Here is a 21,817-nt window from a genome sequence, read left to right on the forward strand (position 1 = left end):
CATACCAGCGCGGTGCGGAAATGCTTGTCGAGCACAATGGTTCGCGTCCTGCCGCACTGGCAGTGCATCGGCTTATCCATGGAAGACCGGCCCGGGTTAGAGATGCAAGGAAAGCGTGCGCCCGGCTACCTCGGTCCGGTTAACCCAATATGACTTGAGGCCGGATAATTTGTCGCGCGGCTAGAAGAGACCAGCGCTGAGATCGAGGCCGTAGCTTGCCCTGAGCGCCGCGACGAACAGGACCGCGGAGGCAAGCAGCAGGACATGCCGGGCGATGCTGCTCCGAAGCGAATTGGCCGGAAACGCGCGTGCGATCGATTGAGCCAAAGCAGTCATTTGCGACCTCCGGAGCCACGTCCCGAAGGTAGGTCGCGGGCAGCGCAGTGAGGTTCAATGCGGCTCGCGGATCGGCCGGCGGCGCGCCAATGTGCTCTGTTCGGGATCACTCGGTGCCCGCACCCGATTCTTGAAGCGGTGACCGACCACGATCAGCCTGCCCTCGGCGCGGATTACGGTATCGGCCGATGGCGCGGACGGCAGATTGTCTTGCGTGACCGCTTCCAGTGCACGCAGGAACTCGCGACCGGCCGATGTGATCTCCCAGCCTTCGACGTCACGGAGCACATAGCCATGGCTAAAGATGTCGAGTTCGGGGACCCGCGACGCCAGACGTTTGATCCGCGCATGCCAATCGTCGCCGCTCGATGAGAGCACGGCGAGATCGTGCTTAAGTGAATTGATTGTGGCTTTGCCGCGGACGTGACTGGCCAATATTTTTAAGATCGCAACCTGTATGCTCAACTCGACGCCTCGACCGCCACGGTTCTTTTTGTTCTGCGCAGCCGACCTGGAAATTATCGCGCTGATGACTGAGGCGTCCAGTCATCAGCGCCAGATATCCAGAACCCGACAAGACGGTATCGACTTACGCCGCGCGTGATGTGCCGACGCGGCGCTCGGGCCGGTGCGACGACATCGATTCCTCCTCCATATCCTGCGGCGCGCCCCAAAATTCCTGCACGGTGGGCCCGTTCTTCAACCTCTTGTCGCGCAGGAAGCCGAGGATTTCGTGCGGCCAGACCCGGCGGCCCATCTGCGTGTACCAGCGCATCGCGTGACGAAGTCCGGCGTCGCGGTGGAGCAGCACGCGGAGCAGCGCCTTCGGGCGGCACTGCAGCACCATCTCGGTGAACTTGAACCAGAGCAGCACGCGCCATGGCGGCATGTGCCGGGTCGCCAGCACCTAATGCTTGTAGTCCCAGAGCCTGCGATCGGTCTGGATGACGCGCCGCTCCGCCGCGAGACGGAAATACGGCGTCCAGCGATGCGGCGTGACGTAGAGCATCTGGATCTGGTCGGGATCATAGGACAACAGCTGCCTGAGACCACGCCAATGATCGCGATCGGTCTCCTCCTCGAAGCCGACCACCCACGTCGCCATCGACAGGATGCCGTGCTGGCGCATCAAACGGATGGCTTCGCGATCGATCGTGGTGGTCGCGCCCTTGCGGATCAGCTCCAGCGTCTTCTCGTCGGTGTTCTCCATGCCGAGCAGGAAGCGCTGCCAGCCCGCCTTCTTGTAGAGATGCAGGATATCGGCGTCGCGCACGATGTCGTCGGCGCGGGTCGAGCCGACCAGGATCAGATCGACATCCTCCGCGATCAGGGCCTCGAGAAAGGCCCGCCACGCCTTCTTCGAGACGGTCGGATTCTCGTCGGCGAAATTGATCACCTTGACGCCGTGCTCGCGATGGAGCCGCGCCAGCTCCTTCGCAAAGCGCACGGGATCGCGGTGCCGCCACCGCGTCCAGAAGCCGCGCTGGCCGCAGTAATTGCAGAGATGCGGACAGCCGCGCGAGAATTGCACGACGACGGCACGCAGCCCGCCCCAATAGCTGTAGCGCGCGTGATCGATCAATTCCCAGCCGACGCGATAGGCATCGAGGTCACGGATGACAGGCGCAGGCGGCGTCACGCGCGGCCCGTAATCGTCACGGAATGCGATGCCGTTGATGATACGGAGATCCTCGCCGGCCTCCAGCGCTCGCATCAGACGCCGCGCCGTCTCTTCGCCCTCGCCGCGCACGATCGCGGTGATGTAGCGCTCCTCGCGCAGGATGTCGCGCCAGTGATAGGTCGGAAACACGCCGCCATAGACGATCCGCACACCGGGCACGGCCTTGACGATCGCCTGCGCCACCTCGGCGATGACAGGATGGCCCGACGTCGAGCCGGAATGGCCGAACAGCACCGCATCCGGTGCAAATCTCGATGCCTCCGCCACGATGGCTTGGACCGGCATCGGCCCGAACTCAGCATCGATAAGACCAACGTCGTGGCCGTCATCGATCAGCGGCCCGCCGATCGACAGCAGGCCGAGTGGCGGCAGATGGTCGTCGGGGATCCGGCTGCCGATCGCCGGATGCGGCACGTTGATGAGAAGAATGCGCATGGATGATCGCTCCCGCTTTGGTTGGCGTGATCGTTCGTCCCCGCATCTTGTGAGAGAGAGCCCAACCCCCCGGCCGGGCTTTAGGAATAGAGCAGTTGGCGCGGCTTGACGCGTTAGAGGTTCGGCACCTCAGCCGGCGCGATCGCGGTCAGTCCGCCGAAGCGGCGCTCGCGGCGATGGAAGGAGCCGAGTGCGTCGGCGAGATCGTCGGCATCGAATTCGGGCCACATCCGCTCGGTGAAATGCAGCTCGGCATAAGCGCCCTCCCAGAGCAGGAAGTCCGACAGCCGCTTCTCGCCCGAGGTGCGGATGATCAGGTCGACGTCGCGCAGCCCGGCCTCGCCGGTAATGAGATCGGAGAACGTCTCGCGGCTGAGCTCGCCGGCGCCGGCCGCGCGCGCGGCGGCGTTCAGGATGGCGTCGCGCGCCGAATAATCGATCGCGATGCGCAGATGCAGCGTGGTGCCGCCGGCGGTCTCGGCCTCGGCGCGCGTGATCGCGGCGGCGATGCCGTCGGGCAGCCGGTCGCGGCGGCCGATCACGGTGAGGCGAACGCCGTTGCGCACGAGCGCAGCGATCTCGTTGGCGAGATAGAAGCGCAGCAGCCCCATCAGTGCCGCGACCTCGGCCTTCGGACGGCGCCAATTATCGCTCGAGAAGGCGTAGAGCGTCAGCGTGCCGACACCCTGGTCCGGCGCGGCCTCGACGATGCGGCGGATCGCCTCGACGCCGGCCTCGTGTCCGCGCAGCCGTGACAGGCCGCGCCGCGTTGCCCAGCGGCCATTGCCGTCCATGATGATGCCGACATGGAGCCTGAAGGCGGCTTCCGGCTTGAGCGCGACGTTACTTTGCATCACAAAGTCTCCGGACAAAATGAGATGGTTCAAACCGGCTGGATACCGAGGCGGCCGGCTGCGCGGTCGTCCTTGCCGGCGGCCTTTTCTGCCGTGCCGGCGGCCCTCTCGGCCGTGCCGGCGGCCTTGGCCGCGTCACGCACCAGCTGCTCGAGCACGGCGAGATAGTCGAGGAAGCGGCGACGACCGCTCTTGGTCAGGCGGCAGGTGGTGTGCGGACGATTACCTTCATAGCCCTTGATGACGTCGACGAGACCGGCCTCCTGCAGCACCTGGAGGTGCCGGCTGAGGTTGCCGTCGGTCAGGCCGCAGAGCTGCTTGAGATCGGCAAAGGCGAGCCCCTTCGGATGCGCCATCAGCGAGGTCAGCAGGCCGAGCCGCGCCTTCTCGTGGATGACGCGGTCGAGGCCGTCATAGGCGAACGGCGCGGTGGTCAGGTCAGTCTTCGGCATCATGGCCTCCGGAAGCGAAATAGAGCAGCGCTGCGAGCAGCAACTGGCCGATCGCGAATGGCAGTCCCATGGTCCAGGGCGACAGCGCGTGGCTCTGGCTTGCGATCAAGAGCACCGTGAAGCCCGACAGGAAATACCAGGCGCCGCCGAGCGCGATCGTGCGCGGCAGCAGGCGGACCGAAGCGAACACGCCGAGGCTGACCAGCACCTGCCACAGGCCGGGCAGCATCCACAACGTCTCGGGCGCGAACTTCCATTGCAGGATCGCGAGCAGCACGCCGGCGATCGCCGCGGGAACGAACTGCTCGATCGCCTGCTGGACCATCGCGTCCGCAAGGCCGGAATGATGCCGCCGCGAGCGCGCCTGCATCTCGATCCAGATCAGCACGGCGGAGACCAACGCGGCCGCCGCCCAGCCTGCGAGGAACGCGATCGGATGAGCGGTGGGATCGGCGAGCCAGAGATATTGCGCAAGCGCCGTGACCAGCGCGATGCCGCTGGTGGCGGCGACGGTTGCCGGACCGTAGCCGCGGAACGCCGTTCCGGCCGCAATCTGGCTGCGGATGGCGAGGATATCGGCCAACGCCTTGTCGAGGTCACGCATGATTCGCCCGAACTTTGTAATGCAAAGTATACGGGATCACCAAGTAAACGCAAGCGGCATCGCGCGGCTTGCCGAGCGTGATGTTTAACAGCCGGTTACTGCGCGGATTGCGGCGAAACCGTGCCGCGTCAGACCTTCACCAGGCTGGCGAAGCCGCCATAGATCATCCGCTTGCCGTCGAACGGCACGTCATCCATGCTCATCGATGCCAGGCGGATCGGCCATCACCTTGGCATTGATCCGGTCGCGCTGGGCGCGCGACTTGTAGGTGATCCAGGCAAACACGACGGTTTCGCCGGCCTTCAGTTTCACGCTCTGCGGAAACGAGGTCAGCTTGCCCGGCTTGACGTCGTCGGCGACCCATTCGCGATAATCCAACGCGCCATACTCGCGCCAGACCTTACCGGCCTTCTTCGAGAGTTGCGCATAGGCTTTGAGTTTCTTCTTCGGCACGGCGACGATGAATCCATCGACGTAAGGCATTGGGCGGTTTCCTGCTGTTTGGGCTCCCTCTCATTGCGAGCGCCAGCGAAGCAATCCATCTCTCCAAACGCTGAAGATGGATTGCTTCGTCGCTTCCACGCAAAATTGCCCTGCAATTTTGTCGCGAGCCCCTCGCAATGACGATCAGCTGTGACAGCAGGATGCCTGAACCGGCGCCGGTTGGTACTGGTCACGTAGCCGCACCCAATCCATCGGATAGGGCAATCCTTCCTCGTGGCGGCCGAGTGGCGTCAGGTCGAGATAGTGATAGGCGGCATTCATCATGTCGAGGCCGCGCGCGAAGGTCGAGTAAGTGTGGAACACGCTCCCTGTCTCATCGCGGAAGAACACGCTGATGCCGGGCAGTTCGGGACCATAGAGCGGCGTCGTTCCCATAATTGTATTTCGCGTTCCCCGCATCGATCTGCGCTTGCGTGAACGACACGCCGTAATCGTCGTTGAAGTCGCTCTCTCCCGAGGAGACCCAGTCGAAGGTCCAGCCCATCCGCGCCTTGAATGCGTCGAGCTTGATGAGCGGCGCCCGCGAGATCGCGATCATCGTGGTGTCGCGCGCGGCGAGATGCGGAACCATGCGCTCGAAACCGTCGGCCCAGAACGAGCAGTTCTTGCACGCCGCGTCCCACTCCGGCGCGAACATCACATGCTGCACCACGAGTTGCGGCCTGCCCTTGAAGAGATCGCCGAGCGTCATTTTGCCGCCCGGCCCGTCGAACACATAGTCCTTGTCGACCTTGACCCAGGGCAGTTCGCGGCGCTGCCGGCTGAGCGCTTCGCGGGCCTGGGTCAGTTCCTTCTCACCGGCCATCAACGCCTTGCGGGCTGCGATCCATTCTTCGCGCGAGACGATCATGTGCTGTTGCATGGGATGCTCCTTTGCAGGTCAGGCGTCGACGAAGCTTTCCAGATTGCCGAGGAATGCGGTCCAGCCGCGCTGGTGGTTGTCGCGGGCGGTCTCATCGACGAACTGCGCGTGATGGAAGGTGAGCAACGTACCGCCGGCATCGGGCTTGATCGATATCGTCACCTCGGATTCGCGTTCGGGCGTCGAATGCCAGGCCCAGCTGAACACCAGCTTCTCGTTCGGCACCACCTCACGATAGACGCCGCCGACCTCGTGATATTCGCCGTTGGTGCCGATGAATCCGATGCGATAGCGTCCGCCGACGCGGACATCGAGCTCCGCACGCGTCGTGGCCGGCTTGACCCCACCCGGTCCGAACCACTGCGCTAGATTTTCCGGCTCGGTCCACGCGGCGTAGACTTTTTCCGGCCGCGCGCGGAGGCGCCGCGTGAGGGTGAGGCTTGGGCGCGCGGCGAGGCCGGCGTCGGCGGCGGATTGGTTTGCCATGGTTCTTCCTCCACAAAGGCGGCAAGGCGGTCGAGATTGTCGGACCAGAATTGCGCATAGCGATTGAGCCAGTTCATCGCCTGCTCCATCGGCCGTGCGGTGAGCCGGCACGCCACCGTGCGGCCGGTCTTTTCGCGCGCGACGAGACCCGCATCGGTGAGCACGTCGAGATGCTTCATGATCGCCGGCAGCGACATCGCGAATGGCTGCGCCAGCTCGCTCACCGACAGGCTTTCCTGGTCGCCAAGCCGCGCCAGCAGCGCGCGGCGGGTGGGATCGGAAAGCGCCGCAAAGGTGCGGTCCAGCGTCTCGTCCTCATACTTAACCATGTGGTTTAGTATATACGCGAACGGCGCGACGTCAAGCGCGCGGCTTCACGATCGCGTCAGGATGGACCCGACGCAGGGACGAACGTCAGGAACGGTGGCGACAGACTGCCTTGCGGTGATGCCGCAACGCTAGTCGGGATATACGGTCCGGTGCCGGCGCTGATAGCGGCCCGATGGCGGCGGCGGTTCGCTGAACAGGAAGCGCGGATTCTCGCCGCAATAGAGATAGCGGCCGGACACGCTCGCGAGGCATTGCTGGTAGGTCCGGTAAGCGCATTCGCCGGGATAACCCAGGCTCGGGCCCTGCGCGCACCATGGGTAGTCATAAGGATCGGCGGAAGCGGGCGTGATACTCGCCGCGCCTGCGAGCGTCATCGTTCCCAGAACAAGCATTGCCAATCCCGATGCGCGCATGATCCGGCTCCTCGGACGCCGCAGTTAGCCAGGTGCGGCACCTTTGATAAGGTTCCTGAACGTCATTTTATTCCGGGTCAAGGCCGACGAATTCGGCTTCGGCCAGGGACCGGCTGTACCACGCGGGCCACGTTTGTCCCGCGCGATCCAGCATCGCGCCTCTTGCGAGGCCTACTCGACCTTGAGGCCGGCGAACTCGACCACCTTCTTCCACTTGTCGGTCTCGGCCTTGATGTCGTTGCCGAAGGCTTCCGGCGTCTGGATCAGCGGATCGCCGCCGAGCTCGACCAGGCGCTTCTTCATGTCGGGTTCGGCGAGCACGGCGTTGATCTCGGTGTTGAGCTTGGCGATAACTTCCTTCGGCATGTTCTTCGGCGCGCCCATGCCGAACAGCGCGCTCGCCTCGTAGCCCTTTACGGTTTCGGCAACCGACGGAACATCGGGCAGTTGCGAGGATCGCTCCGTTGAGGTCACAGCCAGCGCGCGCAGCGCGCCGGAGCGGATGTGCTGGATGATCGAGGGCATGTTGTCGAAGATCACCTGCACCTGGCCGCCGAGCATGTCGGTGATCGCGGGCGCGGCGCCGCGATACGGCACGTGCTGCATCTTGCAGCCGGTCATCGCCATGAACATCTCGCCGGAGAGATGCACCGAGGTGCCGTTGCCGGAAGAGGCCATGTTCACCTTGCCGGGATTGGCCTTCACATATTCGATGAACTCGGCGACGGTCTTGGCCGGCACGTCCTTGTTGACGGTCATCACGTTCGGCACGCGATTGAAGGAAGCAACCGGCGCGACGTCGCGCACGAAGTTGAACTTCAGATTGGCGTAAAGCGAGGCATTGATGTAATTGGCCGGATTGACCAGCAGCACGGTGTAGCCGTCCGGCTCGGCGTTGATCGCCGCCTCGGTGCCGATATTGTTGCCGGCGCCCGGCTTGTTCTCGATCACGAATTGCTGCCCGAGCCTCTCCGACAGCCGCTGCCCGACCAGGCGCGCGATGATGTCGGTGGCGCCGCCCGGCGGATAACCCACGATCCAGCGCACCGGCCGCGCCGGATAGTCGGCAGCGGAAGCGCGGCCGATCGCGAATGTCGAAATCCCCGACCCGATCAGGCCCAGCGCGGTACGGCGTGAAATCATGAAGTTTCTCCCAATCCAGCAGGGTTTGGCGCCCTGCCCGTTTCTGTTGCGTTGCGTGCGGCGCGGTTTTAACAAACAATGCCTGAAGCGACCAGTGCGACACGTGCGCCGCCGACCGCGACGAAAGACTAAGCTTCGGCTCTGATCGCACCAGAACCGGCGACCACATCGCTCGAAAGCACTCTGGACCGAAGAGGATCGATCATGTCCGTCAAGGTGAATGGGCTCGACCATCTCGTGATCAACGTCACCGATGTCGTGCGCTCGGTTGCCTGGTACAGCAGGATCCTCGGCATGGAGGTGAAGGTGTTCGACCCGGGCAAGGGCAAGACACCGCGCACCTCGCTGGTGTTCGGCAACCAGAAGATCAATGTGCGGCCGCGCGATGCCGACAAGGTGGACTGGTTCACCGCCGATCACGAGGCGGCCGGCAGCGACGATCTCTGCTTCCTCACTTCGAGCACGCCCGAGGAAGTGGTCGCACATCTGAAGGCCAATGGCGTCAGGATCGAGGAAGGCCCGGTGGCCAAGCAGGGCGCGCGCGGCACGCTGCGCTCGGTCTATTGCCGCGACCCCGACGGCAGCCTGATCGAGATCTCGTCATACGAGAAGAACGCGACGTAGCTTTCGTTCGTCCTTGCGAGCCGGCGCGGCGTGCGAATGCGCGCCCGATGACGGATGCCGCGAATAAATCGATCTCTTCCGTGCGGCGGAACAGATTGCTTCAGCGCAAAACCGCTTTGCAAATCCCGATTTGCTCTCGGCGCACACCGATGGCAGAACTGCTCCCAACCAAGACCAATGGCGGCCGACAAGGCTGCGCGGGAGGACATATGGCCAACTCGAATCCAGCACCAGGCGTCGTGGGACCGTTTGCGGGGCTCGACGTGCCATGGCTGCTGCGGATGCGCGCCGAGGTGCGCCGCGACCATCCATTCCTGATCTGGGCGCCGTTCGACGCGCCGGCACGGCGCTGGAGTTACGGCGAATTCCATGAGCGGGTCGGCGCGCTGGCTGCGGGCCTTGCGAAGCGCGGCATCCGGCAAGGCGACTACGTCCTGATCCATCTCGACAATTGCGTCGAGGCGATCATGTCGTGGTTCGCCTGCGTCGAACTCGGCGCCATCGCGGTCACCACCAACACCCGTTCCGCCGCCGCCGAGATCGAATATTTTGCCGGCCATTGCGGCGCGGTCGCCGCGATCACCCAGCCGGCCTATGCAGAACTGATCGCCGCCAACTGCAGGAGCCTGCGCTGGATCGCGGTGACCTCGCACGACGCCGGGCAAGCGCCGGCACAGTCGCCTGCGCGCGGCGACAGCTTCGACGCGCTGTTTGCCGACAGCGCCGACCGGCCGCGTCGCCCGACCGATCCGCTCGCCCCCTGCAGCGTGCAATATACCTCCGGCACCACGTCGCGGCCGAAGGCGGTGCTGTGGACCCACGCCAACGCGCTGTGGGGCGCCAAGATCAACGCCGCGCATCAGGACCTGCACGCCTTTGACGTGCACCAGACCTATCTGCCGCTGTTTCACACCAACGCGCTGGCCTATTCGATGCTGGCGAGCCTGTGGGTCGGGGGCACCTGCGTGATCCAGCCGCGCTTCTCGGCGAGCCGCTTCTGGCCGGTGGCGATCGAGCATGGCTCGACCTGGACCTCGACGATCCCGTTCTGCATGAAGGCGCTACTGGAGCACGAGGTGCCGAAGAATCACAAGTTCCGGCTCTGGGGCACCGCCGTGAACGAGCCGCCGGCGTTCAGCGTGTTCGGCATCAAGATCATCGGCTGGTGGGGCATGACGGAGACCATCACCCACGGCATCATCGGCGAGGTCGATCAACCCAACACGCCGATGTCGATCGGCCGCGCCGCGCCGGAATACGAAATCCGCATCGGCAATGACGACGGCGCGCCGACCGGCGTCGGCGAGACCGGCAACCTCCTGATCAAGGGCATTCCCGGCCTGTCGCTGTTCGCCGAATATCTACACAACGAGACGGCCACGCGCGAGAGTTTTGACGAGCACGGCTACTTCATCACCGGCGATCGCGTCACGATGCTGGAGCGCGGCTACATCAAGTTCGGCGACCGCTCCAAGGACATGCTGAAGGTCGGCGGCGAGAATGTCGCGGCCTCCGAGATCGAACAGGTGATCGCGGTGGTGCCGGGCGTACGCGAAGCCGCCGTGGTGGCGAAGAAGCATCCGATGCTGGACGAGGTCCCGGTCGTCTTCATCATCCCGCAGGCTGGCGTCGCCAAGCTGCCCGTCGACCTCCACGACAACGTCATGGCCGCTTGTCGCGCAAGCCTCGCCGACTTCAAGCTGCCGCGCGAAATCCGCTTCGTCGACGAGATGCCGCGCTCGACGCTGGAGAAGGTCGCGAAGGCGGAGCTCAGGAAGATGCTGGAGTGAGGCGGACTTGATCGCGTCATTCCGGGGCGATGCGTTAGCATCGAACCCGGAATCTCGAGATTCCGGGCCTGGTCCTTCGGACCATCCCGGAATGACAAGTACTCAATTCACCTCGAACCGGATCGGCAGCTTCTTCGGGCCATTGACGAAATAGGCTTGGGTCATCTTCACCTCGCCGTCGAGCGACAGCGACTTCAGGTGCGGCAGCAGTTCCTCGAACAGGATGCGCATCTCGAGCTTGGCGAGGTACTGGCCGAGGCAGAGATGCGCGCCATAGCCGAACGCGACATGGCGATTGGGCTTGCGGTCGCTGCGGAAGCGATCGGGGTCCTCGAACACCTCCTCGTCGCGATTGCCCGAGGCGTAGCACAGCATCAGCCAGTCGCCCTTGGCGATCTTGCGGCCGCCGAGCTCGGTATCCGCGGTGGCCGAGCGCATGAAATGCTTGACCGGCGTCATCCAGCGGATCGACTCGTCGACCAGGCCCGGGATCAGCTCCGGGTTAGCCTTCACCTTGGCGAATTCCGCGGAGTCCCTGGCCAGCGCCCAGATCGCGCCCGCGGTCGAGGATGAGGTGGTGTCGTGGCCCGCAGTCGCGACGATCATGTAATAGCTGGTCTGATCGTGCTCCGGCATGTAGTCACCGCCGATCTTCGCATTGGCGATGACGGTGGCGAGATCGTCGCGCGGGTTCTGGCGGCGATCCTCGGTGATCTTGCGGAAGTAGGCGGAAAAGTCGGCGATGATCGCCTGCAGCATCGCCGAGACCTGCTCCGCGCTCAGCGCGTCGCGGACGCGCGCGGTGTCGGGATCCTGCGGGCCGAACAGCTCCTGGGTCAGCTTGAGCATGCGCGGCTCGTCCGCCTCGGGCACGCCGAGGATCTCCATGATGACGTGCAGCGGATAGCCGAGCGCGACATCCTCGACGAAGTCGCAGGCGCCGCCCCTCGCGAGCATGCGCTGCACCGTGGCGCGCGCGATCTCGCGGACGCGGGCCTCGAACTTGCCGAGATTGGCCGGCATGAACCAGCCTTGCGTCAGCGCGCGATATTTCGGGTGGTCTGGCGCGTCCATCTGCACCAGCGAGCGCACCAGGTTGGGCCCGCCGGTGATCTTGCGAACGCGCTCCTCGAGCGCCTGCGTCGTCAGGGTGGTCGGCCGATCGGCGTTGTGGAACAGCTCGTTCTGCCGGCTGATCGCCTGGATATGCGCGTGCTTGGTCACCACCCAGAACGGATCGAACTTCTCGGGCCGCGCGATGCCGAACGGGTTGTTGGCGCGCAGCCAGCGATAGCTGTCGTGGATGCGGTCGTCCGCATAGGCGACGGGATCGACGAGGGTTGCCGCGATGTCGGCGGGGATGTCGAAATCCCCGGTCGTTGCCGTATCCATGATCGTCCTCACGCGTCGGAGCATCGGTCTTGCCGATGATCACCGGAATCTAGGCGGAGGTAAGGAGCGCGACTTGCGTTGATTGGCTAGAGCCATCGCCTCAGCCGGCATTGCGACGACGAAGCGACGAAGCAATGACGGGGTTGAGGGCTCAATAATGCCCGAACGCCACCGGGCGGAACGCCTGCAGCAATTGCTGGTCGAGCTTGCCGCCCATCTCCTCCATCATGGAGAACGCCTTGGCGTGGGTGAACTGCAGGCGGTAGGCGCGCTTCTCGACCAAAGCGGCATAGACGTCGACGATCGTGGTGACGCGGACGATGTCGCTGATCTGGTTGCCGCTGAGGCCGTTCGGATAGCCGGTGCCGTCGAGGAATTCGTGGTGATGCAGGATCACGTCGAGCATTTCCGGCGGGAAGCCGCCCTGCGCGGACAGCGCCTCGTAGCCGCGGCGCGGATGCTCGCGCATCTCGGCCATTTCCTCCACCGTCAGCGCGCCGGGCTTGTCGAGCAGCGCGACCGGCACGAAGGCCTTGCCGACGTCGTGCAGCAGCGCGGCGCGGGCGAGCCGGCGCTGATCGTCGTCGCGCATGCCGAGATGCTGCGCGAAGGCGACCGCAAAACCGGTCACGAACAGGCAGTGGCGATAGGTCTCCTGGTGATGGCAGCCGACCGTGGTCAGCCATTCGCGCAGCGAATTGTGCTTGATCGCCTTCAGGATCTTGTTCTCGGCGGCGACGATGTCCTCGAACTTGAGCGGCTCGCCGGCGCGCATCCGCTCGAACATCTTGACCATCACGCCGTGCGCGGCTTCGACGCCGCGGTTGAGCGCCTTGCCGCGATCGGTCTCGTCATAGCCGCTGTTGTCGGGGAATGCGGCGCGAATGCGCTGCAGGATGCCGCGCGCATCGAACGGCCGCGAGATCGTGTCGGTAGCGCCGAGCGCCCAGGCCTGCATCGAGGCGTGATGCAAGGCATCCGCCAGCACGAACAACCGCGGCATCTCGCGATAGGCGTCGGCCTGCAGCTTGGCGCGGACGAGTTGCACGGCTTCGGGCGAGCGCAGGTTGATGTCGACGACGATGCCGGAGAGATCGCGGGCCGGCTGCTCGGGAATGTCAGAGGTCGGAACGGTATCGACCTCGCCCACCGAACGCAGGATGTTGGCGAGCTCGTTGCTCTGATCGCTTCGATCTGACGCCAGCAGGAGGCGGCGCTTCGAAGTCTGGTTGTTGGCTAAGGCTGTCATGAAATCCCCGTCGCGGTAACGACCGACGCCGGGACGCTACCTGACGATGCGTTCCCTCCGACTTAATGGGGATGCTGAACGGCGCTTAAGCGCAATGGATACAATTTGAGGGATCGCCGAATCCGCCAGCAAAATCAGGCCGGCCGGAAATCGATGCAGTTGCGCAGATCGGCAGCGAATCATGAATTTTTGCGGCGTCGAAGTTGATGCCGTCACTGCCCGGCCGACGCGCGAAGCAAAGAAAAACGCCGGAGAGCTTGTGCTCTCCGGCGTTCTTGTTCGTTCAGGCCGTTACGCCTTCATCGCAGCCTTGACGGCTTCCGCGGTGATCGGCAGGCCGCGAACGCGGGCACCGACCGCGTTGAAGACGGCGTTGCCGATCGCCGGCGCCACCACCGTCACCGCGGGCTCGCCGACGCCCGTCGCCTTCTCGCCATTGGCGATGACGTTGACCGCGACTTCCGGCAGCTGGCTCATCCGAAGCGGCGTGTAGCTGTCGAAGTTGGTCTGCTCGATGCCGCCGTCCTTCAACGTCGCCTTCTCGAACAGCGCCAGCGACATGCCCCACAGCGCCGCGCCCTCGACCTGGGCCCGGATGCCGTCGGGATTCACCTGCGTACCAACGTCGGTCGCAACCGTCAGCTTCTTCACCGTCACCTCGCCCGACGGGGCGACCGCGACATGGGCAACGCAGGCGGTCCAGCTCGCCGTGGCGCGCTCCTGCGACGACACGCAGGCGACCCCCATGCCTTCGCCCTTGGGCAGCTGCTTGGTGCCGTAGCCGGCAAGACCCATCGCAGCGAGCAAGGTGTTGCGGAGACGCTGCGCGCCGCCGTCATTCTTGCCCTTGCCGTCGAGCAACGAGATGCGCAGCTGCGCCGGGTCCTTGCCGGTCGCATGCGCGATCTCGTCGATCATGCTTTCGACCGCCCAGAACGTCCAGCCCGGCGCCACCGAACGGAGCTGACCCGACGGGGTGGCGTTGTGCGCCATCTCGTTCTTGATCGCCCGCACATAGTGGTTGGGCACGGTATAGAAGAAGTCCGCTCCGTTCACGGTGAAGGAGTCGAGCGGACCCTTCTTGTCGACCGACGGTGTCAGGAAATCGGGGATTCCCCAACGCGCGGTCGGCCAGGCCGAGACCACGTCGTGGCTCATCGCGACGATCTTGCCGTCGCCATCCATGCCGGCCTTCACCTTCTGGTAGGTCAGCGGACGCGAGAAATCCATCGTCATGTCGTTTTCGCGCGTGTAGATGACCTTGACCGGCTTGCCGACGGCCTTCGCCGCCTGCACCGCGGGCACCATCATGTCGGCGTCGAGACGCCGGCCGAAGCCGCCACCCAGCCACATCTGGTGCATCACCACGAACTTCGGATCGATCCCGGCGGCGCCGGCCGCGATCGCGCCGGAGCGCGTCGCGAACTGGTTGCCGGAATAGATGTGCAGGATGTCGCCCTTGAACTCCGCGGTGGCGTTCATCGGCTCCATCGGCGCGTGGATGTTGATGTTGGTGGTGTATTCCGCCTCCAACAGCTTGGCCGCCGAGCCGAAGGCCGCGTTCGGATCGCCGTCCTTGACGAAGAACTCTCCGGAATCGCTGAGCCCCTGCAGCCGCTTGGCCTCGGCGAACAGCGATTCGCTCGACAGTTTTGCGTTCGGGCCGCCGTCATAGCTGATCTTCAGCGCCGCCGCGGCCTTCTTCGCCTGCGCATAGGTGTTGGCGACCGCGACGACCCAGCCGGTCGTGGTTGTGGTCTTGTCGTCGAGGGTGACGGCCTTGATGAAGCCGGGCAGCTTCTTGGCCGCGCTATCGTCGACCGACTTCACGGTGGCGCCGTAACGCACCGGCGGGGTGACCAGCGCGCCGTGGACCATGCCCGGCACCATCACGTCGATGCCGTACTTGGCCGTGCCGTTGGTCTTCGACGGGATGTCGAGCTGCGGCACCGAGACGCCGATCATGGTGTACTGGTCGGGCGTCTTCAGCTTGATCGCCTTCAGGTCATCCGCCGTGAAGGTCTTGGTCGCCTTGCCGCTCTTCACCACTTCGGCGAACGACATCGACTTCTTCGACTTCGCGTGGCTGATCTTGGAATCGCGCACCACCAGCTCGCCGGCCGGCACGCCCATGGAGGCCGCCGCCGCCTCGGTCAATGCGATGCGGCCAGCTGCGCCGGCGCGGCTCATCGCATCGAAGTTCATCATCGTCGACCAGCTGCCGCCGGTGATCTGCGCGCCCAGCACGGGATCGTTGAACTTCGGATCGTTGGAGGCGAGCTGAACCCGCATGTCCTTCCAGTTCGCGCCGAGCTCTTCGGCCACGATCTGCGCCATGGTCGAGGCGACGTGCTGGCCCATGTCGGCCTTGCCGCAGGTCACGGTGACGAGGCCGTCGGGCGCGATCGAATACCAGACGCTCGGCTCGAAGTTGGCGGGTGCGGGCGCCGCGAGCGCCTGGTCGATGCCGGACGCGGAGTAGCCGAGCACGAGGCCGGTTGCAGCGGTGCCGACTAGGAAGGAACGGCGGCTGAGATCGGTCGTCTCTGGCGCGAGGTTTTTCACGTGCTTGTTCATGTGGCCCTCCGCTCGGATCCGGTGGCCGATGCGGTGCGCATGTCGGACGCAGCGCGCATGATCGCCTTCTGGATTCGTGAATAGGTCATGCAACGGCAGAGATTGCCGTCCATATGCGCGACCACTTCTTCCTTGGTCGGGTTGGTGTTCTTCGACAGCAGCGCCGCCGCCTGCATGATCTGGCCGGACTGGCAGTAGCCGCATTGCGGCACCTGCTCGGCGACCCAGGCCTTCTGCAAGGGATGATCGCCCTTGGCGGAGAGGCCTTCGATGGTAGTGATCTTCTTGCCGACGGCGTCGGCGACCGAGGTCTGGCAGGACCGCACCGCTTCGCCGTTGACGTGAACCGTGCAGGCGCCACACAGACCGGCGCCGCAACCGAATTTGGTGCCCGTCATCTGCAATTGCTCGCGGATGACCCAAAGCAGCGGCGTGTCATTGGCCGCCTCGACGGACATATTCCGTCCGTTGATATTGAGATTTGGCATCTCTCTCCCCTTCCGGTGTAGGAAGCCGCTTACGGCGGCAACTCACTGTTGGGTCTTGGCCGGCGCCCACCGGGTAAGCGACAGTTGCCGAAACAATGATCCGGTTCCCGGCTGGAGGCAATCCAATTTGGAATTGCTCGAAAAGAATAAATTTCCGAAGATGACTGTTGTGCGATGCGGCAACGGCATGACGCTTTTTGGAATGGCAGCGTTGGTGTCTAATCGCCAGGCGCTTGCTCAAAGCGTCGGCAGCAAGCGCCGGCAACGCCGTCCGACGACAGCGGCGAGAGAAACACAAGGAGCCCGTCAATGGCCAAGCTCAACCGCAACGGCGTCGAGATCTACTACGAGGTTCACGGCAGCGGCCCGCCGCTGATCCTGACCCACGGCTATTCCTCGACCTCGGCGATGTGGCAAGGCCAGATCGAGGCGCTGTCGCGGCGGCACAAGCTGATCCTGTGGGACATGCGCGGGCACGGCCAGTCCGACTATCCCGACGATCCCGATGCCTATAGCGAAGCGCTGACGATCGACGACATCGCCGCTCTGCTCGACGCCGCCGGCGCCGACAAGGCGATCGTCGGCGGGCTGTCGCTCGGCGGCTACATGTCGCTTGCCTTTCATCGCGCCCATCCGGAACGGGTGCGGGCGCTGCTGATCATCGACACCGGCCCGGGCTTCAAGAAGGACGACGCCCGTGAGGTCTGGAACAAGCGCGCCCGCGAGACCGGCGACCGCTTCGACCGCGAAGGGCTCGAGGTGCTTAGATCGTTGAGCGCCGAGCGCGCGTCGGTCACCCATCGCAACGCCAGGGGCCTCGCGCTCGCGGCGCGCGGCATGCTGGCCCAGCGTGATGCACGGGTGATCGAATCGCTGCCCGGGATCCAGGCGCCAGCGCTGGTTGTGGTCGGCGCCGACGACACGCCGTTCCTGGCGGCGTCCGATTACATGGCGGCGAAGATCCCCGGTGCACAGAAGGCGGTGATTCCGAACGCCGGCCATGCCGTCAACATCGACCAGCCGCAGGCCTTCATCACCGCGGTGCTGCCGTTCCTGGATGGCCTTGAGGCCGGCGCGCCGGGAAAGACCGCGCCATGAAGTCAGTCGCCGTTGCCTTGTTGCTGACTGCGGCCACGACAGGGGCGAACGCGCAGAAGCTGCCGTTCGTCACAGCCCCGTCCACTTTCACCGCGACGCTGTCCAACACCACGCCGCTGGCGTTCGGCATGGGCGTTGCGGACGCGCAGCGCGCGCTCGGCACGCCGCTCACCTATGTCAGCGGACGGCCCGGCAACGAGATATTCCTGACCTTCCGCGACCTCGGCGGCAGCGGGCTGTTTCCGCACCACGACCGTCTCTTCCTCCAATTCCGCAAACACCGGCTGACCGGCTGGAAGGCCGACTGGGGCGAGAACTGGATGTGGCGCTAGAGCATGGTCCGGAAAAGTGCGAAGCGGTTTTCCGAAAGGCCATGCTCAAACGAGAGCTAAAGCGCGATGACGATGTCATCGCGCTTTGGACCTCATCATCGAAAGCTTCATGCAACCCCCAAACTGACAAGGATGGACCATGGGACAAGACATCAAACTGAAAGCTTCCGACGGATTTGAACTCGGCGCCTACCGCGCCGATCCTGCCGGCGCGCCGAAGGGCGCGGTCGTCGTGATCCAGGAGATTTTTGGCGTCAATCACCACATCCGCTTGGTCTGCGACCGGCTGGCGAAGGAAGGCTATGCCGCGGTTGCACCTTCGATCTTCGACCGCATCACGCCGAACTTCCAGAGCGGCTATTCCCCCGACGAGATCGCCGAGGCGCGGAAGTTCGTCGCCAATCCGGACTGGGCCGCGATGCTGCGCGACACCCAGGCGGCGATCGACGCTGTGAAGTCGGTCGGTCCGGTCGGCATCATCGGCTTCTGCCTCGGCGGCAGCGTCGCCTATGCTGCCGCCACCAAGCTGGCCGGGCTGTCCGCCGCGGTCGGCTATTACGGCGGCGCCGTCGTGCGCTTCGCCGACGACAAGCCGGCGGTGCCGACGCAGCTACATTTCGGTGAGAAGGATGCCGGCATTCCCTTGAGCGATGTCGAGACCATCAAGTCGAAGCGGCCCGAGGTCGAGGTCTTCATCTATCCCGGCGCGCAGCACGGCTTCCATTGCGACGAGCGCGCCAGCTACGACAAGGCAAGCGCCGACATCGCCTGGCCGCGCAGCATGGAGTTTTTCGCAAAGCATCTGAAGAAGTGACGCTGCAAGCGTCATTCCGGGGCAATGCCCAGTATCGAACCACAGATGCGCAATTGCGCATCTGGGAATCTCGAGATTCCGGGTCTGGTGCTAACGCACCATCCCGGAATGAAGAAGGACACTATCCTTCTTCAGAACCAGCGCTCGCCGACGAATACCGTATCGCCCGGGCTCATCGGCGTGCCCAGCGGCACCACAAAGCGCCCGGAGCCGGACGCATCGGTGTGGGTCAGCGTCACGCTGTCGCGGCGGGCACGCGGCGAGAAGCCGCCGGCAATCGCGACCGCGCTCTCGACCGTCATGTTCGGCACGTAGGGATATTGGCCGGGGGCCTGGACTTCGCCGAGGATGAAGAACGGACGATAGGACTCGATCTCGACCGCCACCGAAGGCTCGCGGATATAGCCGTTGCGCAGCCGTGCCGAGATTTCGCCGGCAAGCCCGGCCGGCGTGCGGCCGCGCGCCGGCACCGAGCCGATCAGCGGCATGGTGATCGCGCCCGCGGCGTCGATCGCATAGGAATTGGTCAGGCCTTCCTGGCCGTAGACCACCACGCGAAGCTTGTCGCCGGGGCCAAGGTGATAGCCGTTGTCGTAACCGGCGGGGGGTCCACCCGGGGAGGCGGCGGCATAGACGACCGGGGCGGCGGCCGGTGCGGCATAGCCATAACCAGGGGACGTGCTGGCGAAGGCGGAACGCAATGCGCTGATCGCACCGCCGCCGCCTGCATCGGCAACCGGAGCGGGTGCGTAGGCCGGGCCGTAGGTGACGGCATCGACGCCTTGCGGGCCGACGGCGACGGGACCGGACGTGCTCATGCAACCAGACAGCGCGAGCGCAGCCACAACGGCAGTGATCGGCAATCGTAACGCGCGTGCAACCGGCACCGGACCTATCCCTCAACGGCGAGACAGGCCCAGTCTTGCACCACTTATGGTTAACAAAGGGTTTTCGAGGATCGAGCGGGAGGCCGGAACAGCCGGCCTCCCATTGGCTTGGAGCCGTGCCCGGGAAGAGCGCAAACCGGCTTTCCAGAGCGAGCTCTTTCTCAACAAGACGATCAGGCGGTGACGCCGACGCCGATCGGGCAGGACACGCCGGTGCCGCCGAGCCCGCAATAGCCCGCCGGATTCTTGGCGAGGTATTGCTGGTGGTAGTCCTCGGCGAAGTAGAATTCACCGGCCGGCGCGATCTCGGTGGTGATGGCGCCGAGGCCCTTGGCGGCAAGCGCCTTCTGATACATCGCCTGCGACTCATCGGCGGCTTTGCGCTGCGCGTCGCTGAACGTGTAGATCGCGGAGCGATATTGCGTGCCGATGTCGTTGCCCTGGCGCATGCCCTGCGTCGGGTTGTGGTTCTCCCAGAACGTCTTCAGCAGCTTCTCGTAGGAGATCTTCTTCGGGTCGAACACGACCAGCACCACTTCGGTGTGGCCGGTGCGCCCCGAGCATACTTCCTCATAGGTCGGGTTCGGCGTGTGGCCGCCGGCATAGCCGACCGCAGTGGTGTAGATCCCCTCGCCGAGTTCCCAGAATTTGCGCTCCGCGCCCCAGAAGCAGCCGAGCCCGAACACCGCCTGCTCGAGGCCTTGCGGATAAGGCGGCTGCAACTTGCTGCCATTGACGAAATGGGTGATCGCGGTCGGGATCGGCGTCGCGCGGCCCGGCAGCGCCTCGGCGGCGCTCGGCAACGCGGTGGTCTTGCGCATGAACAACATGGACACCTCCAGGCGGGACATCGGCCGACGCGGCAACGGCCTGCGGGCCGGCTGTCACCTATATATGTCCTTACGCGGATGATGGCAGCCCCGTTACGGGGCACTGCGGCCAAGGGGAGTGCAGCCAAGGAGGGCTGCCGACAAGTCAGTCGCGCGCGTAGCCGATCAGGGGCTTACGCGGCCGGAACAGGATCATCAGCAGGATGCCGGCAATGCCGAGCACCGCGAATACCGGCTGCTCCAGAAGCAGGCGGATCACGTCATTCCAGAGCCAGGGCGCGAAGCGATCCACCCAGGCATGGAATGCCTGCTGGCTCGACTGGTGGATGTCGTTCCAGAACTGGCCGAACTGGGTGAACCGCAGGCTCTGGTCGGCGACGTAGCGGGCCCCGTCATAGACCATGAAGATGAAGCTGCCGGCCAGCAGCAGAAGGCCGATCAGACGGAAAAAGCCGCGGATCATGCGTCACCCTAACTCCCAGTCGCGCCCCACGCGTCGTCAGGCCTTACCGGGCGCCCCCCGGAAATTCAACCTCTTCAGCGGCTTATCCGGCCCCCGCAGGGACGATTTCGGGCCCTTTTGGGGTCCCGAAAGCGTTGACGCTTAAGCCCGCGCCATCTATAAGACCGACCGATGGCGGCGGGCGCAATCCTGCCGCCGCTGTTCTTTGGACAGTGCCGCATGCGGAGGCAGCATTTTGCGCTCTTCGCATGGCCGCCTCAAGGACACCCAAGAAAACCACCTTGGACAAATACATCAGAGTTGAGATTTGAACCGGCCGGTGCGCGCAAGCCCGACCACCGAGCGATCACCGCCGAAGGACAGTTAGAGAACCATGGCCAACACCACCTCCGCCAAGAAGGCGACCCGCAAGATTGCCCGCCGCACCATCGTCAACAAGTCGCGCCGCACGCAGATGCGTGGCGCGGTGCGCACCGTCGAGGAAGCGATCAAGAGCGGCGACCGCGAGGCGGCACTGAAGGCGATGAGCCGCGCTGAGCCCGAGCTGATGAAGGCAGCGCAGCGCAACATCATTCACAAGAACCTCGCGAGCCGTAAGGTGTCGCGCCTCACGCAGAGCATCGCCAAGCTCGCGAAGTAACGGCTTGCCACCAGAGCTGACTGGAAAACACATTTGTCACGAAGCCCGGCTCGCGCCGGGCTTTTTGTTTTTGTCTCGACTTTTGTCGTGGAAGTTTCATAGTGCGAGAACACTTCGCGTTGCCGCGCAACGAACTGCGTGTCATGTTTCGTCGCGTCCGTAGTTCTACCGGCTCGACATGCTTAACGCGCCGCACTCGCCCACAGATTGTTCTTCGCTAAGCTAGATAGATGGAATAGCGCGCGAGCATTTCGCGGACGAAACTTGCGAAGCGGGGTTACCCTGCAAAAGTAATCGAGAAAAATGACGTCTCGCGAATTACTTATGCACATAGCGCCGAACAGCGATTGGAAAAATGACCGGCGCGAGACCAAATGTAAATTTTCTATGAAAAATTTTTGGTATTGCACCGTCGTTTGTGACACGCGTGAATCTGTGCGCTGATTCAAAAACTTGCTTTCGCAACTCAGCATCGGCAACGCCGCAACAGTCGCGAAGAGTCTCGATCCCCGTCGAATCCACGGATTGTCAGA

21 protein-coding genes and 4 pseudogenes are annotated in these 21,817 nt (G+C 64.3%); 6 read left to right on the plus strand and 19 right to left on the minus strand.

Going from position 1 to position 21,817, the window contains the following annotated elements; translation table 11 throughout:
* Positions 1–180: 180 nt before the first annotated feature.
* The 12 genes and pseudogenes from ACVIYL_RS08050 to ACVIYL_RS08105 all read right to left on the minus strand — a co-directional run bounded on the left by ACVIYL_RS08050 (position 181) and on the right by ACVIYL_RS08105 (position 8,100).
* Positions 181–336 carry a response regulator gene (locus ACVIYL_RS08050; protein WP_225162097.1) on the minus strand — a complete coding sequence of 52 codons (156 nt, stop codon included), beginning with the start codon at positions 334–336 and terminating at the stop codon, positions 181–183.
* A gap of 54 nt (positions 337–390) precedes the next feature.
* The gene (locus ACVIYL_RS08055) at positions 391–714 is read right to left on the minus strand and encodes an aminoacyl-tRNA deacylase (protein ID WP_225646649.1); all 324 of its coding nucleotides are present in this window, start codon (positions 712–714) and stop codon (positions 391–393) included.
* A 211-nt stretch (positions 715–925) separates the two neighbouring features.
* A pseudogene (bchE, locus tag ACVIYL_RS08060) lies at positions 926–2,452 on the minus strand (magnesium-protoporphyrin IX monomethyl ester anaerobic oxidative cyclase).
* Between the two features lie 113 nt (positions 2,453–2,565).
* Positions 2,566–3,306, minus strand: a complete 741-nt coding sequence (locus tag ACVIYL_RS08065) for a di-trans,poly-cis-decaprenylcistransferase (RefSeq protein WP_057015350.1) — start codon at positions 3,304–3,306, stop codon at positions 2,566–2,568.
* Between the two features lie 29 nt (positions 3,307–3,335).
* Entirely contained in the window at positions 3,336–3,758 is a 423-nt protein-coding gene (locus ACVIYL_RS08070; RefSeq protein ID WP_057015410.1) for a transcriptional regulator, read from the minus strand.
* Positions 3,745–4,362, minus strand: a complete 618-nt coding sequence (locus ACVIYL_RS08075; RefSeq protein WP_057015349.1) for a hypothetical protein — start codon at positions 4,360–4,362, stop codon at positions 3,745–3,747. The genes ACVIYL_RS08070 and ACVIYL_RS08075 overlap by 14 nt, the downstream gene beginning before the upstream one ends.
* Positions 4,363–4,490: 128 nt before the next feature.
* Positions 4,491–4,845: pseudogene (locus tag ACVIYL_RS08080) on the minus strand (DUF1428 domain-containing protein).
* A 144-nt stretch (positions 4,846–4,989) separates the two neighbouring features.
* Positions 4,990–5,728, minus strand: a pseudogene (locus ACVIYL_RS08085) (DUF899 domain-containing protein).
* An 18-nt stretch (positions 5,729–5,746) separates the two neighbouring features.
* Positions 5,747–6,109: pseudogene (locus ACVIYL_RS08090) on the minus strand (SRPBCC family protein); the annotation flags it as partial.
* Positions 6,094–6,543, minus strand: a complete 450-nt coding sequence (locus tag ACVIYL_RS08095; RefSeq protein ID WP_456778223.1) for an ArsR/SmtB family transcription factor — start codon at positions 6,541–6,543, stop codon at positions 6,094–6,096. The gene ACVIYL_RS08095 and the pseudogene ACVIYL_RS08090, both read right to left, overlap by 16 nt.
* Positions 6,544–6,672: 129 nt before the next feature.
* Positions 6,673–6,957 (minus strand): DUF3551 domain-containing protein, encoded by a 285-nt coding sequence (locus ACVIYL_RS08100; protein ID WP_176936791.1) that lies wholly within the window; start codon positions 6,955–6,957, stop codon positions 6,673–6,675.
* 171 nt (positions 6,958–7,128) lie between these two features.
* Complete coding sequence (locus ACVIYL_RS08105) at positions 7,129–8,100, minus strand: Bug family tripartite tricarboxylate transporter substrate binding protein (protein WP_016843619.1); 972 nt, start codon at positions 8,098–8,100, stop codon at positions 7,129–7,131.
* A 204-nt stretch (positions 8,101–8,304) separates the two neighbouring features.
* Between ACVIYL_RS08105 and ACVIYL_RS08110 the strand changes: the two genes are divergently transcribed.
* Together ACVIYL_RS08110 and ACVIYL_RS08115 are read left to right on the plus strand one after the other, a co-directional pair.
* Positions 8,305–8,724 carry a VOC family protein gene (locus ACVIYL_RS08110; protein WP_057015344.1) on the plus strand — a complete coding sequence of 140 codons (420 nt, stop codon included), beginning with the start codon at positions 8,305–8,307 and terminating at the stop codon, positions 8,722–8,724.
* Between the two features lie 209 nt (positions 8,725–8,933).
* The gene (locus ACVIYL_RS08115; protein ID WP_456778224.1) at positions 8,934–10,514 is read left to right on the plus strand and encodes an AMP-binding protein; all 1,581 of its coding nucleotides are present in this window, start codon (positions 8,934–8,936) and stop codon (positions 10,512–10,514) included.
* 102 nt (positions 10,515–10,616) lie between these two features.
* Here the strand turns inward: ACVIYL_RS08115 and ACVIYL_RS08120 are convergent, their stop codons facing one another.
* The 4 genes from ACVIYL_RS08120 to ACVIYL_RS08135 all read right to left on the minus strand — a co-directional run bounded on the left by ACVIYL_RS08120 (position 10,617) and on the right by ACVIYL_RS08135 (position 16,220).
* Positions 10,617–11,906: a cytochrome P450 gene (locus ACVIYL_RS08120; protein WP_456778225.1), complete on the minus strand. Its 1,290-nt coding sequence runs from the start codon at positions 11,904–11,906 to the stop codon at positions 10,617–10,619.
* A 151-nt stretch (positions 11,907–12,057) separates the two neighbouring features.
* Entirely contained in the window at positions 12,058–13,155 is a 1,098-nt protein-coding gene (locus ACVIYL_RS08125; RefSeq protein ID WP_057015342.1) for an HD-GYP domain-containing protein, read from the minus strand.
* A 291-nt stretch (positions 13,156–13,446) separates the two neighbouring features.
* Positions 13,447–15,732 (minus strand): xanthine dehydrogenase family protein molybdopterin-binding subunit, encoded by a 2,286-nt coding sequence (locus ACVIYL_RS08130; RefSeq protein ID WP_253605901.1) that lies wholly within the window; start codon positions 15,730–15,732, stop codon positions 13,447–13,449.
* A complete protein-coding gene (locus ACVIYL_RS08135; RefSeq protein WP_026192016.1) occupies positions 15,729–16,220 on the minus strand; it encodes a (2Fe-2S)-binding protein in 492 nt (163 codons plus the stop codon). Before ACVIYL_RS08135 ends, ACVIYL_RS08130 begins: the two co-directional genes overlap by 4 nt.
* Positions 16,221–16,529: 309 nt before the next feature.
* Between ACVIYL_RS08135 and ACVIYL_RS08140 the strand changes: the two genes are divergently transcribed.
* The 3 genes from ACVIYL_RS08140 (at position 16,530) to ACVIYL_RS08150 (ending at position 18,464) form a co-directional block, all read left to right on the plus strand.
* Positions 16,530–17,318, plus strand: a complete 789-nt coding sequence (locus ACVIYL_RS08140; RefSeq protein ID WP_253605899.1) for an alpha/beta fold hydrolase — start codon at positions 16,530–16,532, stop codon at positions 17,316–17,318.
* Positions 17,315–17,650 (plus strand): hypothetical protein, encoded by a 336-nt coding sequence (locus ACVIYL_RS08145; protein ID WP_253605897.1) that lies wholly within the window; start codon positions 17,315–17,317, stop codon positions 17,648–17,650. The genes ACVIYL_RS08140 and ACVIYL_RS08145 overlap by 4 nt, the downstream gene beginning before the upstream one ends.
* A gap of 139 nt (positions 17,651–17,789) precedes the next feature.
* On the plus strand, positions 17,790–18,464 hold the full coding sequence (locus tag ACVIYL_RS08150; RefSeq protein ID WP_456778226.1) for a dienelactone hydrolase family protein: 675 nt from the start codon (positions 17,790–17,792) through the stop codon (positions 18,462–18,464).
* Between the two features lie 131 nt (positions 18,465–18,595).
* Here the strand turns inward: ACVIYL_RS08150 and ACVIYL_RS08155 are convergent, their stop codons facing one another.
* From ACVIYL_RS08155 to ACVIYL_RS08165, 3 genes are all read right to left on the minus strand, one after another.
* A complete protein-coding gene (locus tag ACVIYL_RS08155; protein ID WP_168856621.1) occupies positions 18,596–19,351 on the minus strand; it encodes a polysaccharide biosynthesis/export family protein in 756 nt (251 codons plus the stop codon).
* Positions 19,352–19,524: 173 nt separating this feature from the next.
* The gene (gene msrA / locus ACVIYL_RS08160) at positions 19,525–20,181 is read right to left on the minus strand and encodes a peptide-methionine (S)-S-oxide reductase MsrA (RefSeq protein ID WP_050383605.1); all 657 of its coding nucleotides are present in this window, start codon (positions 20,179–20,181) and stop codon (positions 19,525–19,527) included.
* 145 nt (positions 20,182–20,326) lie between these two features.
* Entirely contained in the window at positions 20,327–20,644 is a 318-nt protein-coding gene (locus ACVIYL_RS08165; protein ID WP_016842666.1) for a hypothetical protein, read from the minus strand.
* Positions 20,645–21,017: 373 nt separating this feature from the next.
* Between ACVIYL_RS08165 and rpsT the strand changes: the two genes are divergently transcribed.
* The gene (rpsT, locus tag ACVIYL_RS08170; RefSeq protein WP_057015335.1) at positions 21,018–21,284 is read left to right on the plus strand and encodes a 30S ribosomal protein S20; all 267 of its coding nucleotides are present in this window, start codon (positions 21,018–21,020) and stop codon (positions 21,282–21,284) included.
* Positions 21,285–21,817: the final 533 nt, after the last annotated feature.

It is taken from the genome of Bradyrhizobium sp. USDA 3315 (genome assembly GCF_054056795.1).

Bases quoted from the DNA above. Each gene is read 5' to 3' on its own strand.
- ACVIYL_RS08050 (WP_225162097.1), bottom strand. From the start codon at position 336: ATGACTGCTTTGGCTCAATCGATCGCACGCGCGTTTCCGGCCAATTCG.
- ACVIYL_RS08065 (WP_057015350.1), bottom strand. From the start codon at position 3,306: ATGCAAAGTAACGTCGCGCTCAAGCCGGAAGCCGCCTTCAGGCTCCAT.
- ACVIYL_RS08070 (WP_057015410.1), bottom strand. From the start codon at position 3,758: ATGCCGAAGACTGACCTGACCACCGCGCCGTTCGCCTATGACGGCCTC.
- ACVIYL_RS08075 (WP_057015349.1), bottom strand. From the start codon at position 4,362: ATGCGTGACCTCGACAAGGCGTTGGCCGATATCCTCGCCATCCGCAGC.
- ACVIYL_RS08095 (WP_456778223.1), bottom strand. From the start codon at position 6,543: ATGGTTAAGTATGAGGACGAGACGCTGGACCGCACCTTTGCGGCGCTT.
- ACVIYL_RS08100 (WP_176936791.1), bottom strand. From the start codon at position 6,957: ATGCGCGCATCGGGATTGGCAATGCTTGTTCTGGGAACGATGACGCTC.
- ACVIYL_RS08105 (WP_016843619.1), bottom strand. From the start codon at position 8,100: ATGATTTCACGCCGTACCGCGCTGGGCCTGATCGGGTCGGGGATTTCG.
- ACVIYL_RS08110 (WP_057015344.1), top strand. From the start codon at position 8,305: ATGTCCGTCAAGGTGAATGGGCTCGACCATCTCGTGATCAACGTCACC.
- ACVIYL_RS08115 (WP_456778224.1), top strand. From the start codon at position 8,934: ATGGCCAACTCGAATCCAGCACCAGGCGTCGTGGGACCGTTTGCGGGG.
- ACVIYL_RS08120 (WP_456778225.1), bottom strand. From the start codon at position 11,906: ATGGATACGGCAACGACCGGGGATTTCGACATCCCCGCCGACATCGCG.
- ACVIYL_RS08125 (WP_057015342.1), bottom strand. From the start codon at position 13,155: ATGACAGCCTTAGCCAACAACCAGACTTCGAAGCGCCGCCTCCTGCTG.
- ACVIYL_RS08130 (WP_253605901.1), bottom strand. From the start codon at position 15,732: ATGAACAAGCACGTGAAAAACCTCGCGCCAGAGACGACCGATCTCAGC.
- ACVIYL_RS08135 (WP_026192016.1), bottom strand. From the start codon at position 16,220: ATGCCAAATCTCAATATCAACGGACGGAATATGTCCGTCGAGGCGGCC.
- ACVIYL_RS08140 (WP_253605899.1), top strand. From the start codon at position 16,530: ATGGCCAAGCTCAACCGCAACGGCGTCGAGATCTACTACGAGGTTCAC.
- ACVIYL_RS08145 (WP_253605897.1), top strand. From the start codon at position 17,315: ATGAAGTCAGTCGCCGTTGCCTTGTTGCTGACTGCGGCCACGACAGGG.
- ACVIYL_RS08150 (WP_456778226.1), top strand. From the start codon at position 17,790: ATGGGACAAGACATCAAACTGAAAGCTTCCGACGGATTTGAACTCGGC.
- msrA (WP_050383605.1), bottom strand. From the start codon at position 20,181: ATGTTGTTCATGCGCAAGACCACCGCGTTGCCGAGCGCCGCCGAGGCG.
- ACVIYL_RS08165 (WP_016842666.1), bottom strand. From the start codon at position 20,644: ATGATCCGCGGCTTTTTCCGTCTGATCGGCCTTCTGCTGCTGGCCGGC.
- rpsT (WP_057015335.1), top strand. From the start codon at position 21,018: ATGGCCAACACCACCTCCGCCAAGAAGGCGACCCGCAAGATTGCCCGC.